The organism is Serratia sp. G204Y (assembly GCF_051172435.1).
Taxonomy (GTDB): domain Bacteria; phylum Pseudomonadota; class Gammaproteobacteria; order Enterobacterales; family Enterobacteriaceae; genus Serratia; species Serratia sarumanii.
This window is the reverse complement of record NZ_JBPIZA010000002.1, coordinates 451,633-464,743: the sequence shown is the minus strand read 5'-3', so window position 1 is coordinate 464,743 and position 13,111 is coordinate 451,633. Positions and strand designations below refer to the sequence as shown.

The window sequence follows — 13,111 nt, the reverse complement described above, 5'->3', positions numbered from 1 at the left end:
TGAGCGGTGTTTTTTCATCGGACGGCGGCGAGAATTACTTCTTGGCAGCGCGTTCGAAGGAGGCGATGATTTCCGCTTTAGCTGCGGCAGCGTCTGCCCAGCCTTCCACTTTCACCCATTTGCCTTTTTCCAGATCTTTGTAGTGCTCGAAGAAGTGAGCGATCTGGGCTTTCAGCAGTTCCGGCAGGTCGTTCACGTCTTTCACGTGATCGTACTCTTTGGTCAGCTTGCTGTGCGGTACCGCAACCAGCTTGGCGTCTTCACCGGCTTCGTCGGTCATCTTCAGCACGCCAACCGGACGGCAGCGGATCACGGAGCCCGGCTGCAGCGGGTATGGGGTTGGGACCAGCACGTCAACCGGATCACCGTCCAGAGACAGGGTGTGGTTGATGTAGCCGTAGTTGCACGGGTAGAACATCGCGGTGGACATGAAACGGTCAACGAACAGCGCGCCGGTTTCTTTGTCGATTTCGTATTTGATTGGATCGGCGTTGGCCGGGATTTCGATTACTACGTAGATATCTTCCGGCAGGTCTTTGCCAGCAGGGACCAGATTCAAGCTCATGTCGGTTTCCTTTAATCATCAAACCAGAAATGGAGTGGCGGCTATTATAGCGGACTCTTTTGCGATTTCCTGCCCTTTTCATCGTCGAAAACCCAGTGCGCTGGCGCACGGAGAATTTCCAGATTAATCCCGCCGCGGCATGAAGTTTTGCCTCCGCCTGCCGATAACTTCAACAAACAATAATGAGCCAGCAAAGCTGGCTCCGCGTTTTGCCACCCCTACTACGTCTGATCTCACTATTCTGAAGCCGGGAAGAACTCATGCTAAAAAAGATTACGGTGAAGGCTGGGCTGATCGCCCTGCTGAGCCTGATGACCATGCTGCTGATCATGGTCAGCGTTATTGGCGTCAACGCGATTAACGAAGGATCGCGCTCGATCCATACCTTAAACCAGATCCTCGGCGAAGAGCTGGGCTCGCTGGCCAACAGCTCCAACCTGACGCTGCGCGCCAGAACCGCCGCCTCGCTGGCGGTGCGCCAACGGGAGATCGGCCAGACTGATGTCTCCGACGCCACCGTGGGCCGCATCTACGGTTACCTCGAGCAGTCGAACAAGGAAATGGCGCGCTTTGTCGGCGTCGGCACCGTGACCGAGCGCGGCCGCGAACTCTCCAACCGCCTGCAAAACAGCTACCGCGCCTATCTGGATCAGGGCGTGAAGCCGATGGCCGCCGCTATCAAGGCCGGCAAAATCGATGAGTATTATCACATTCAGGAAACGCGCATCTCCGCGTTGAGCATCGCGTTCGAAAAGGATCTCAGCGATTTCCGCAGCTTCGCGATGAAGCTCGGCGCGCAGCAGGTGTATGACGCGGAAAGCAACGCCAGCACCAAGATCTCGCTGATCGTGGTGGCGGGCCTGCTCAGCGTGCTGCTGGCGGTGCTGGCCTGGTTCGCGCTGCGGGTGATCATTCTGCGCCCGCTGGACGAGTCCATTGCGCAGCTGGAACACATCGCCGGCGGCGATCTGACCCATGAGATCCGTGGCGAGGGCGATACCGAGATGGGCCGCCTGGTGCGGGCGATGCAGCGCATGCAGCAGGCGTTGGCCAGTTCGGTCAGCAAAGTGCGCGACGCCAGCAGCCAGATTGACACCGGTTCACGCGAACTGGCGGCCGGCAACCTGCATCTGGCGCAGCGCACCGAAGAATCGGCCGCTTCGCTGGAAGAAACCGCCGCCAGCATGGAACAGCTGACTTCGACGGTGAAAATGAACGCCGAGAACTGCGAACAGGCCAATCAACTGGCGCTGAGCGTGTCCGATATCGCCAACCAGGGCAGCGACGTGGTCAGCCAGGTGATGAGCAAGATGCAGGCGATCACCGACAGCTCGCGCCGCATCGCCGACATCATCAGCGTGATGGACGGCATCGCCTTCCAGACCAATATCCTGGCGCTGAACGCGGCGGTGGAAGCGGCGCGCGCCGGCGAGCAAGGCCGCGGTTTCGCGGTGGTGGCCGGTGAAGTGCGCAATCTGGCGCAGCGCAGCGCCCAGTCGGCGAAAGAGATCAAAGGATTGATCGAAGCGTCGCAGAACCGGGTGCAGGAAGGCGAGCAGATGGTGGAGTCGGCGGCGCAGACCATGAGCGGCATTACCGGCGAAGTGGGCCGGGTGACGGCGTTGATGCGTGAGATCTCGGCGGCGACGCGCGAACAAAGCAGCGGTATCGAACAGGTGAACCTGGCGGTGGCGCAGATGGATCAGGTGGCGCAGCAGAATGCGGCGCTGGTGGAAGAGTCGGCGGCGGCGACGCGCTCGCTGGAAGATCAGGCTCAGCTGTTGGCGCAGAGCATGGCGGCGTTCAAGCTGTAAGGTGATAAGGGTTCGGCGCGGCGCCGAACCCTTGCAAAGAACGCGTTACTCGTCCGGGTTTTCGGCGATGAAGCGTTCCGCGTCTTCTACCATCGACTTGGTGCCGACGAAGAATGGCGCACGCTGGTGCAGTTTCACCGGCGTGATGTCCAGAATGCGGTTTTTGCCGTCGCTGGCCTTACCGCCGGCCTGTTCGGCCAGGAACGCCATCGGGTTGCATTCGTACAGCAGGCGCAGCTTGCCTTGCGGATGGCTGGCGGTGCTTGGGTAGATGTAGATGCCGCCTTTCAGCAGGTTGCGGTGGAAGTCCGCCACCAGAGAACCGATGTAGCGCGAGGTGTAAGGGCGCTGCGTCGCTTCATCCTGCTCTTGGCAGTACTTGATGTATTTCTTCACGCCGAGAGGGAACTTGATGTAGTTGCCTTCGTTGATGGAATACATGTTGCCGCTCGCCGGGAAGCGCACTTTCTCGTGGGAGAGGCAGAATACGCCCAGAGACGGGTCGTAGGTGAAGGCGTGGACGCCGTAACCGGTGGTGTACACCAGCATGGTGGACGAACCGTAAACCACATAACCCGCTGCGACCTGGGCGCTGCCCGGTTGCAGGAAGTCTTCTTCGGTCACCGGCGTGCCGACCGGCGTGATGCGACGGTAGATAGAGAAAATCGTACCGACCGAGACGTTGACATCGATGTTGGACGAACCGTCCAACGGATCCATCAAAACGACATACTTGGCATTTTCAGCTCGCTCGCCGTCGAATATCACGATTTCATCTTCTTCTTCGGAAGCGATACCCGCAACTTCACCACGCGCTTTCAACGCCGCTTTCAGTTTTTCGTTCGCGTACAGGTCCAGTTTCATCTGAACTTCGCCCTGTACGTTGGACACCCCGCTGGTGCCCAGAATATCAACCAGGCCGGCCTTGTTGATGTCGCGGTGGATGATTTTGGCGCCCAGTTTAATTGCAGAAAGTAACGCGGTCAGCTCGCCGGTGGCGTGAGAGAAGTCGTGCTGTTTCTCGACGATAAATTCGCCTAACGTTTTCATGACACAATCCCTGAATCTACGGATGGATAGCGGCCTGTTAACAAACCGCCAACGTTTTCGCGTGCAGTGTAGCCCAAAGATGCGCGCTATTCATAGGCAAATCCATTTCTTCTGGACGATTCTGAGCGTTAGAATATGCCGACATTCGATGCACTCACATGAGAAACCTATGCGCATTCACATTCTTGGGATCTGTGGCACCTTTATGGGCGGGTTGGCGATGCTGGCGCGCTCACTGGGGCATGACGTCACCGGTTCGGACGCCAACGTCTATCCGCCGATGAGCACGCTGCTGGAGAACCAGGGGATCGATCTTATTCAGGGTTATGATCCGGCCCAGCTGGATCCGGCGCCGGATCTGGTGATCATCGGCAACGCCATGACGCGCGGCAACCCGTGCGTGGAGGCGGTGCTGGAACGTGGCATCCCTTACGTTTCCGGCCCGCAGTGGCTGCACGATGCCGTGTTGCGCGATCGCTGGGTACTGGCGGTCGCCGGCACCCACGGCAAAACCACCACCGCCGGCATGGCGACCTGGATCCTCGAGGCCTGCGGCTACCAGCCCGGCTTCGTCATCGGCGGCGTGCCGGGCAACTTCGACGTATCGGCGCGCCTTGGCGGCAGCCCGTTCTTCGTGATCGAGGCCGACGAATATGACTGCGCGTTCTTCGACAAGCGCTCCAAGTTCGTGCACTACAGCCCGCGCACGCTGATCATGAACAACCTGGAGTTCGACCACGCCGATATCTTCGACGATCTGAAAGCCATCCAGAAACAGTTCCACCACCTGGTGCGTCTGGTGCCGGGCAAAGGCAAGATTATCCTGCCGGACAACGACAGCCACCTGAAGCAGGTGATGGCGATGGGCTGCTGGAGCGAGCAGGAGTTGGTGGGGGAAGAGGGCACCTGGCGCGCACAGAAGCTGACGCCGGACGCCAGCCATTACGCGGTGTTCCTCGACGGCGAACAGGTCGGCGAAGTGAACTGGGCGCTGGTGGGCGAGCACAACATGCATAACGGCCTGATGGCCATCGCCGCCACCCGCCACGTCGGCGTGCAGCCGGCGGACGCCTGCCGCGCGTTGGGCGATTTCATCAACGCCCGCCGCCGCCTGGAGCTGCGTGGCGAAGCCAACGGCGTCACGGTCTACGACGACTTCGCGCACCACCCGACGGCGATCCTGGCCACTCTGGCCGCGCTGCGCGGCAAGGTCGGCGGCACGGCGCGCATTCTGGCGGTGCTGGAGCCGCGCTCCAACACCATGAAAATGGGCATCAGCAAAAACGATCTGGCGCCTTCGCTCGGCCGCGCCGACGAGGTGTTTCTGTTCCAGCCGCACCACATTCCGTGGCAGGTGGCGGAAGTGGCGGATGCCTGCGTGCAGCCGGCGCATTGGAGCGCGGATCTCGACACGCTGGTGGACATGGTGGTGAAAACCGCACAGCCGGGCGATCACATTCTGGTGATGAGCAACGGCGGTTTCGGCGGCATTCACGACCGTCTGCTGGACGCGCTGGCGAAAAAGCAGGAACCGAAAGTCACCTACTGATCGCTCAGCCGCATCAGCCACATCAAGGGCCGCATTCGCGGCCTTTTTTACGCCCATAAAAAAGCCCTCGCGAGCGAGGGCAACGGGGTTCGTCGGATAGGACGACGAGAGGGTCTCTGGGAAATCGGCGTTTGCGTCAGAACTCGGCAGTGGCAGTGACGAGGGTAATCAGCTCTGCAAAGCCGTTCCCAGAGTTGTTATTTGTAAATCTCGGCGGTGGCGTGGTAGTTGCCTTCGTTACGCGCTTCGATCACGCGGTAGGCGGTCGCGCCTTTCGCGTCGGCTTTCTCCGACAACGCTTGGCGAATGTCGGTCGGCGCGCCGTCGATGCCGCTGACGGTGATGGTGCCGATAGATTGCAGATTGGCGGTCTGATCGTTAGTCACCAGCTGGGCGGCGGAGGCGCCGAAGGAGATGACAGACAGCAGGCCGAATGCAGCGAGAGTAGTTTTCATGTTCATGATAGCGATCCTTGGTCATAACAGCCTGGAAGGGCTTGGCAGCGATTTTTATTCTTGAAGGCCGTTATGACAGCGTTTGATTCCAGAGATGTATTGCCCGTTGCCGGGTAATGCCGGTACTTATTTGTAGATTTCAGCGGTTGCGTGGAAGCTGCCGTCATTGCGGGCTTCGATTACGCGGTAAGCGGTCGCCCCTTTGGCGTCGGCTTTGTCGGACAGCGCCTGGCGGATGTCGGAAGGCGCAGCGGCGACGCCGCTCACGGTGATTACACCGGCCGGCTGCAGTTTTGCGGCCTGAGTTGCATCAATAGATTGTGCTGCGAATGCACCAAAGGAAAGCATGGACAGAACGCTCAGGGTTGCAACGGTAGCTTTAATTTTCATCATCTCACCTCATCGTATTCTTTTATCAGTTCCAACGAACTGTGATTCAGTTCACGAAAATGAGTATACAGATAGTAACGCGAAAAATTAATAGTTCGCTAACAGTTGCTAGTGAAACTTTAACCTTATGATCCTTATTTTTTATAACAGTAAGGAATAAAAAACGCTCACAAAACGATCTTTTGATGTTAAATTTATGTAATTTCAATAAGGTAAGTGCTTTTGACCAAAAGTGCGGAAGATCACAGTGGGTACTGCTGGTTACATGGAGATGTCATGGAAATGTGTTGCTGAGGGATAAAAAAGCAGTGTTAAACGCGGTTGAAGACGGGAAAGGTAACGTGAGAGTTAAAGAAGCGCTAACAAAGTGCGGGCTAAAGCCGCACTTTGTTAGCGCCAGGTTTCACAGCTCTTGCTCGAACACGCCCAGAATAGCCTCATGCAGTTTCTGAGCGGTAAAGCCGTTGGACGGGGTGACGAAAATCGTGTCGTCGCCGGCAATCGTGCCGAGGATGCCCTGGGATTTCCCCAATGAGTCGAGCAGGCGGGCGATCAGCTGCGCGGCGCCCGGGCTGGTGTGGATCACCACGACGGCGTCGTTATGGTCGACGTCCAGCACCAGATTCTTCAATGGGCTGGTGGTGGTCGGCACGCCGAGTTCGGCAGGAAGGCAATACACCATTTCCATTTTGGCATTGCGCGTACGTACCGCGCCGAACTTGGTCAGCATGCGCGATACTTTGGATTGGTTAATGTTTTCGAAGCCTTCTTCTTGCAGCGCCAAAACGATCTCGCCTTGAGAACTGAATTTTTCTTCTTTCAATAACGCTTTGAACGTCTTGATCAGATCTTCCTGTTTTGCGGGATTACGCATTTTGCACCGTGGAATGTTGATAGTGGAAGTCATGATTATGCATATAGATGAATTTTTATGCAACAAAGGCCGACCCAAAGAAAATAAGCATGACCGGGCGGCGAGGAAAGGGCGGCATTTTAACAAAATCCGGCCGCGATGAATATGCCCTTTTGGCGACGGAAAATCGGCCCGCAGTGGTAAATAAAATGTTATTAAAATGATGTTGTTCTGATGTTGCGTAAGGGTGTAATGTAACGGCCGGTTAACTTGCTCGTGAATAACCTCGCACTATTTTTGATTAGTGTGCGCTATGCCCTTCATGCGTAAGCGATTTAATCTAAAATGGGCGCGACAGCGGCCGTTTTATTACACCTGCAGGCAAGAATTGGCTAATTTATTGTTTTGAAAGGTGTAATGACTTAAGGTCCGTAACCAACACATTCACGGCGCTTTATATATTTAAGATAATAAAGGAGTATAGGATGAAAGTTGCAGTTCTCGGTGCTGCTGGCGGTATCGGCCAGGCCCTCGCCCTTCTACTCAAAACCCAGCTTCCTTCAGGTTCTGAACTCTCTCTCTACGACATTGCCCCCGTTACCCCAGGCGTTGCCGTCGACTTAAGCCACATCCCAACCGCAGTTAAAATCAAAGGCTTCAGCGGCGAAGACGCGACCCCGGCTCTGCAAGGTGCGGACGTGGTGCTGATTTCCGCCGGCGTGGCCCGTAAGCCAGGCATGGATCGCTCTGACCTGTTCAACGTTAACGCCGGCATCGTGCGTAACCTGATTGAACAAGTGGCGAAAACCTGCCCGAAAGCCTGCATCGGCATCATCACCAACCCGGTTAACACCACGGTCGCCATCGCGGCGGAAGTGCTGAAAAAAGCCGGCGTTTACGACAAGAACAAACTGTTCGGCGTGACTTCGCTGGATATCATCCGTTCCAACACCTTCGTGGCCGAGCTGAAAGGCAAGCAGCCGGAAGAGCTGAACGTGCCGGTCATCGGCGGCCACTCTGGCGTGACCATCCTGCCTCTGCTGTCGCAGATCCCAGGCGTGAGCTTCACCGATCAGGAAGTGGCGGATCTGACCAAGCGCATTCAGAACGCCGGCACCGAAGTGGTGGAAGCCAAAGCCGGCGGCGGGTCTGCAACGCTGTCCATGGGCCAGGCGGCCGCCCGTTTCGGTCTGTCTCTGGTGCGTGCGCTGCAGGGCGAGAAAGGCGTTGTGGAATGCGCTTACGTTGAAGGCGACGGCAAATACGCTCGCTTCTTCGCACAGCCGCTGGTGCTGGGCAAGAACGGCGTTGAAGAGCGCAAGGATATCGGCACCCTGAGCGCCTTCGAGCAGAAAGCGCTGAACGAGATGCTGGACGTGCTGCACAAAGATATCGAACTGGGCGAGAAGTTCATCAATAACTGATCGACGCCGATAGTCAGCCGATAAACGCCGCCGGACGCTGTTCCGGCGGTTTTTTTTGCTCCGCGTTCACGATTTGATGCGCGCCTTGCGATCCAGCAGGCAATCGCTGTGCGGATCGTAATAGCGGCTTGGCCAGATCTCCGAGGGGTGGACGCCTATCGCTTCGGCGATCAGCCATTCCCCCTTCGGCCACGGGCGCGACAGCGCGTTGGCCAGCGTCGATGAGCTTAATCCGGCCTTGCGCGACACTGCCGCCAGCGTGGTGCCCTGCTTGCGTAGCGCCGCGATGATATCTGCCGGATGCCAATCTGGGTTCCTTGAATTCATGTTTACATTCCTTTTCTGATTAGCCAAAGTTGCGTTAGTGGTATAACTAACGGGTCAAGGTTAAGCGCATGAACAACGTGAAACGCTTATTCGGAAACCAGAATACCATTAAATTTCCTAAAAAATACCCAAGTAATTTCCAAAAAATGACGTTGCCCACTATTGCCCAGAGATGATGGCTATGAAAAAAGAGTGGTTTGCCGCCAAGGAACTGACAGGCATCGCAGGATTACCTTCCTCACCACAGGGAATCAATCTGATGGCCCGGCGCGAAGGCTGGATCAGCCGCAGGCGTAAAGGCGTGCAGGGAAAAGCGTTGGAGTACCATATCGACAGCCTGCCTTCAGACGTACGTAACCTGCTGGTGCTGAAGGAAGACGGGGCGGCATATGACGTAGAGCGTCAGGATCCGTTGGCGGTCTGGATCGAGTATTACTACCATTTGACGGAAAGCGAGCGCGAGAAAATGGTGGCTTTCCTGATGCGGGAAGGGATCGGCGGCCTGCTGGCGCGTATCGACGAAGAGAGCAATACCTAGGCAGGCCCGCGTATGCGGGCCTGATGGTTTTTAAGAAACATTAATTTCTTAAAAGTCGCGTTGCACCGCCAGATGGGCCAGGCCCTCCAGCGCCGTGCGGTGCTCCGATGCCGGCAATGCCTGCAGCGCGGCGATCGCCTTGTCGGCCTCTTCCTCGGCGCGTTTGCGGGTGTATTCCAGCGAACCGCATTGCTGCATCGCCTGCAGCACCGGCTCCAACAGGTGACGGCCGTTGCCTTGCTCAATCGCGCCGCGGATCATGTCACGCTGGGCGTCGTCGCCGTTGTGCATCGCGTGCAGCAGCGGCAGGGTCGGTTTCCCTTCGTTCAGATCGTCGCCGGTGTTTTTGCCCAAGGTGCTGCCGTCGGCGCTGTAGTCGAGCAGATCGTCGATCAGCTGGAAAGCGGTGCCGAGGTAGCGGCCATAGTCTTGCAGCGCCCGTTCTTGCTCAGCGCTGGCGCCGGACAGGATCGCCGACGATTGCGCCGCCGCCTCAAACAGACGGGCGGTTTTGCTGTAGATCACCCGCATATAGCTTTCTTCGCTGATGTCGGGATCGTGCACGTTCATCAACTGCAGCACTTCACCTTCGGCGATGACGTTGACCGCTTCCGACATCAGCGCCAGCACGCGCAGGGATTCCAGGCTGGTCATCATCTGGAAGGCGCGGGTGTAGATAAAGTCGCCGACCAGCACGCTGGCGGCGTTGCCGAACGCCGCGTTGGCGGTGGCTTTGCCGCGGCGCATGTCCGATTCGTCAACGACGTCGTCATGCAGCAGCGTGGCGGTATGGATGAATTCGATCAGGGCGGCCACGGTGACGTGCTTGCTGCCTTCATAGCCCAATGCCCGCGCCGCCAGGACGGCGATCATCGGCCGGATGCGCTTACCGCCACCGCTGATAATGTAATAGCCAAGCTGATTGATGAGCGTGACATCGGAATTCAGCTGTTCGAGAATTGTTGCGTTCACGGCCGCCATATCTTGCGCGGTTAACTCGGTAATTTGCTCTAGGTTCATTGTATTTTTTTCAGCTGTGTTTCTCTTCACCGCGTTGAGATCGCTGCTCACATCGGTACATGGCGGTAACTGTCCCTATGATTGTACTTGAAAAACGGTTCAGATAAACGCCACGAAAGAAACTGCGCTTTTTTTCTTCTTTTTTCTTGTTCTGGTCTTATTCTGCTCTTGTCATGCGCTGCTTTTTTGCGTAGAATTCGCGCCCTATTGTGAATATTTATAGCGCGCTCTGAACTAACACAGTCGGGCACGCGGAAAGCGGAGTTTTATATGTACGCGGTTTTCCAAAGTGGTGGTAAACAACACCGAGTAAGCGAAGGTCAGACCGTTCGCTTGGAAAAGCTGGACATCGCAACTGGTGAAGCGGTTGAGTTTGACCAGATTCTGATGATCGCTAATGGCGAAGATATCAAAATCGGCGTTCCTTTCGTCGATGGCGGCAAGATCAAAGCTGAAGTCGTTGCTCACGGTCGTGGCGAGAAAATTAAAATTGTTAAGTTTCGTCGTCGTAAACACCACCGTAAGCAGCAGGGCCACCGTCAGTGGTTCACTGACGTTAAAATCACCGGCATCAGCGCTTAAGTTAGGAGAGCGGATTAATGGCACACAAAAAGGCTGGCGGCTCGACTCGTAACGGTCGCGATTCAGAAGCTAAACGTCTGGGCGTAAAACGCTTTGGCGGCGAAGCAGTACTGGCAGGCAGCATCATCGTTCGTCAGCGCGGCACCAAATTCCACGCTGGTACCAACGTGGGTTGCGGCAAAGACCACACTCTGTTTGCTTTGAAAGACGGTAAAGTCAAATTCGAAGTTAAAGGCCCGAGCAATCGTAAATTCATCAGCATCGAAGCTGAATAATTTTTCGAGCCTTACGAAATAGATGTAAGCCCCGCAATTCGTTGCGGGGCTTTTTACATTTATGGGTTGCCTGAGGGCAGGCCCGTCAGCGTTGGCGAAGGTGATATGGATACGAAGCAGCAGGTCGGCGTTGGCATTTCTCTGGCGTTAACCACGGCGGTTTGCTGGGGCGCGTTGCCGATTGCGATGAAAGAAGTGTTGGTGGTGATGGAGCCGTTTACCGTTGTCTGGTATCGCTTTACCATGGCCGCCATCGGTTTGGGCGCGATCCTCGCGGTGCGCGGCAAGCTGCCGCCGCTGACGATGTTCCGCCAGCCGCGTTGGCTGCTGCTGTTGGCGATCGCGACGGCGGGGCTGCTGGGCAACTTTGTGTTCTTCAGCTCCTCGCTGCAATACCTGAGCCCGACGGCGTCGCAGGTGATTGGCCAGCTGTCGCCGGTGGGCATGATGTTCGCCAGCGTGCTGATTTTAAAAGAACGCATGCGCGTCACCCAGGTCATTGGCGCCCTGATGCTGATTTGCGGACTGATGCTGTTTTTCAACGTCAGTCTGATAGAGATCTTCACCCGGCTGACGGACTACACGCTGGGCGTCATGCTGGGCGTGTGCGCGGCGATGGTCTGGGTGAGTTACGGCGTGGCGCAGAAGGTGTTGCTGCGCCGGCTGGCTTCGCCGCAGATCCTGGTTATGTTGTACACTTTATGTGCGATGGCGTTGTTCCCTCTGGCCAAACCCGAGGTGATTTTCCAGCTGAGCGGCTGGCAATTGGCGTGTTTGCTGTTTTGCGGCGCCAATACGCTGATCGGCTACGGCGCGCTGGCAGAGGCGATGGCGCGTTGGCAGGCGGCGCAGGTAAGCGCGTTGGTGACGCTGACCCCGCTGTTTACCCTGCTGTTTTCAGATTTATTGGCGTTGGCCTGGCCCCAGGCATTCGCCGCGCCGACGCTGAACATTGTCGGCTATGTCGGTGCGTTTGTGGTTGTGGCGGGCGCCATGTTTTCCGCAATTGGTCACCGGTGGTGGCCGCGACGGGCAGAACCCCCCCTGGTTGCTCCTTTGAAGCAGCCCGGTGAATGATTTACGGAGACGGTAAATGAAGTTTGTAGATGAAGCAGCGATTCTGGTCGTTGCAGGCGACGGCGGCAACGGATGCGTCAGCTTCCGCCGCGAAAAATATATCCCCAACGGTGGGCCTGACGGCGGCGACGGCGGCGACGGCGGCGACGTCTACCTGCTGGCGGACGAGAACCTCAACACCCTGATCGACTACCGTTTTGAGAAGTCTTTCCGCGCCGAGCGCGGCCAGAATGGCCAGAGCCGCGACTGTACCGGTAAACGCGGTAAAGACGTCATCATCAAGGTGCCGGTCGGCACGCGCGTGAAGGATCAGGGCACCGGCGAGATCCTCGGCGACATGACCCGCCACGAGCAGAAGCTGATGGTCGCCAAAGGCGGCTGGCACGGCCTGGGCAACACCCGTTTCAAATCTTCGGTCAACCGTGCACCGCGTCAGAAGACGCTGGGTACCGCTGGCGAAGCGCGCGACCTGTTGCTGGAGCTGTTGCTGCTGGCCGATGTAGGCATGCTGGGGCTGCCGAACGCCGGTAAATCGACCTTCATTCGCGCGGTGTCCGCCGCCAAGCCGAAGGTGGCCGATTATCCGTTCACTACGCTGGTGCCGAGCCTGGGCGTGGTGCGTATGGACCACGAGCAGAGCTTTGTGGTCGCCGACATTCCGGGGCTGATCGAGGGCGCCTCCGAAGGTGCTGGCCTGGGCATTCGCTTCCTGAAACACCTGGAGCGTTGCCGCGTGCTGCTGCACCTGGTGGACATCGCGCCGATCGACGAATCCGATCCGGTGGAGAACGCCAAAGTCATCATCAACGAGTTGAACCAATACAGCGAAAATCTGGCGCAGAAGCCTCGCTGGCTGGTGTTCAACAAAATTGATGTGATTGGTGAGGAAGAAGCCGCTGAACGCGCCAAGGCGATTGTGGAAGGCATGGGCTGGGAAGGGAAGTACTACATGATCTCCGCCGCCAACCGCGAAGGCGTCAACGCGCTGTGCTGGGACGTGATGAACTTCATCAACACCCAGCCGAAAGCGATGGCGATCGAAGAAAGCGCACCGGAAAAAGTCGAATTCATGTGGGATGACTACCACCGCGAGCAAATCGCGGAAGTGGAAGCCGAAGCGGAAGATGACTGGGATGACGACTGGGACGAAGACGACGACGAAGGCGTCGAAATTATTTACCAGAAGTAATTC

15 protein-coding genes are annotated in these 13,111 nt (G+C 57.2%); 8 read left to right on the top strand and 7 right to left on the bottom strand.

All coding sequences use genetic code 11. The features are described from left to right. Positions 1-34: 34 nt before the first annotated feature. Entirely contained in the window at positions 35-565 is a 531-nt protein-coding gene (gene ppa / locus ACSBQQ_RS16600) for an inorganic diphosphatase (protein WP_004933594.1), read from the bottom strand. Between the two features lie 260 nt (positions 566-825). Here ppa and ACSBQQ_RS16595 point away from each other — a divergent pair, with 260 nt between their 5' ends. Continuing rightward, positions 826-2,379, top strand: a complete 1,554-nt coding sequence (locus ACSBQQ_RS16595) for a methyl-accepting chemotaxis protein (protein WP_060426721.1) — start codon at positions 826-828, stop codon at positions 2,377-2,379. A gap of 45 nt (positions 2,380-2,424) precedes the next feature. Here the strand turns inward: ACSBQQ_RS16595 and fbp are convergent, their stop codons facing one another. Beyond that, on the bottom strand, positions 2,425-3,429 hold the full coding sequence (fbp, locus tag ACSBQQ_RS16590) for a class 1 fructose-bisphosphatase (RefSeq protein ID WP_004933587.1): 1,005 nt from the start codon (positions 3,427-3,429) through the stop codon (positions 2,425-2,427). Between the two features lie 169 nt (positions 3,430-3,598). Here fbp and mpl point away from each other — a divergent pair, with 169 nt between their 5' ends. Continuing rightward, a complete protein-coding gene (gene mpl, locus ACSBQQ_RS16585; RefSeq protein ID WP_033636810.1) occupies positions 3,599-4,978 on the top strand; it encodes a UDP-N-acetylmuramate:L-alanyl-gamma-D-glutamyl-meso-diaminopimelate ligase in 1,380 nt (459 codons plus the stop codon). Between the two features lie 197 nt (positions 4,979-5,175). Here the strand turns inward: mpl and yhcN (ACSBQQ_RS16580) are convergent, their stop codons facing one another. The 3 genes from yhcN (ACSBQQ_RS16580) to argR form a co-directional block, all read right to left on the bottom strand. Beyond that, on the bottom strand, positions 5,176-5,439 hold the full coding sequence (yhcN, locus tag ACSBQQ_RS16580; protein ID WP_033638654.1) for a peroxide/acid stress response protein YhcN: 264 nt from the start codon (positions 5,437-5,439) through the stop codon (positions 5,176-5,178). Positions 5,440-5,559: 120 nt separating this feature from the next. After that, complete coding sequence (gene yhcN / locus ACSBQQ_RS16575) at positions 5,560-5,823, bottom strand: peroxide/acid stress response protein YhcN (protein WP_033638655.1); 264 nt, start codon at positions 5,821-5,823, stop codon at positions 5,560-5,562. A 403-nt stretch (positions 5,824-6,226) separates the two neighbouring features. Further along, a complete protein-coding gene (gene argR, locus ACSBQQ_RS16570; RefSeq protein WP_004933572.1) occupies positions 6,227-6,697 on the bottom strand; it encodes a transcriptional regulator ArgR in 471 nt (156 codons plus the stop codon). Positions 6,698-7,161: 464 nt separating this feature from the next. On the opposite strand from argR, the gene mdh reads away from it, so the two are divergent. Next, positions 7,162-8,100: a malate dehydrogenase gene (gene mdh / locus ACSBQQ_RS16565; protein WP_033636811.1), complete on the top strand. Its 939-nt coding sequence runs from the start codon at positions 7,162-7,164 to the stop codon at positions 8,098-8,100. Between the two features lie 66 nt (positions 8,101-8,166). Here the strand turns inward: mdh and ACSBQQ_RS16560 are convergent, their stop codons facing one another. Next, positions 8,167-8,427, bottom strand: coding sequence for a helix-turn-helix domain-containing protein (locus tag ACSBQQ_RS16560; RefSeq protein ID WP_033636812.1), 261 nt, complete (start codon positions 8,425-8,427; stop codon positions 8,167-8,169). A 181-nt stretch (positions 8,428-8,608) separates the two neighbouring features. Here ACSBQQ_RS16560 and ACSBQQ_RS16555 point away from each other — a divergent pair, with 181 nt between their 5' ends. Beyond that, entirely contained in the window at positions 8,609-8,965 is a 357-nt protein-coding gene (locus ACSBQQ_RS16555; RefSeq protein ID WP_033655297.1) for a DNA-binding protein, read from the top strand. Between the two features lie 48 nt (positions 8,966-9,013). On the opposite strand, the gene ispB is transcribed toward ACSBQQ_RS16555, so the two are convergent. Then, on the bottom strand, positions 9,014-9,985 hold the full coding sequence (gene ispB / locus ACSBQQ_RS16550; RefSeq protein ID WP_033636815.1) for an octaprenyl diphosphate synthase: 972 nt from the start codon (positions 9,983-9,985) through the stop codon (positions 9,014-9,016). A gap of 270 nt (positions 9,986-10,255) precedes the next feature. Between ispB and rplU the strand changes: the two genes are divergently transcribed. The 4 genes from rplU (at position 10,256) to cgtA (ending at position 13,108) form a co-directional block, all read left to right on the top strand. Continuing rightward, a complete protein-coding gene (gene rplU, locus ACSBQQ_RS16545) occupies positions 10,256-10,567 on the top strand; it encodes a 50S ribosomal protein L21 (protein WP_004933561.1) in 312 nt (103 codons plus the stop codon). Positions 10,568-10,584: 17 nt separating this feature from the next. Next, positions 10,585-10,842, top strand: coding sequence for a 50S ribosomal protein L27 (rpmA, locus tag ACSBQQ_RS16540; protein WP_004933559.1), 258 nt, complete (start codon positions 10,585-10,587; stop codon positions 10,840-10,842). A gap of 105 nt (positions 10,843-10,947) precedes the next feature. Beyond that, the gene (locus ACSBQQ_RS16535) at positions 10,948-11,919 is read left to right on the top strand and encodes a DMT family transporter (RefSeq protein ID WP_033636816.1); all 972 of its coding nucleotides are present in this window, start codon (positions 10,948-10,950) and stop codon (positions 11,917-11,919) included. 16 nt (positions 11,920-11,935) lie between these two features. Next, a complete protein-coding gene (cgtA, locus tag ACSBQQ_RS16530) occupies positions 11,936-13,108 on the top strand; it encodes an Obg family GTPase CgtA (RefSeq protein ID WP_004933553.1) in 1,173 nt (390 codons plus the stop codon). Positions 13,109-13,111 lie beyond the last annotated feature (3 nt).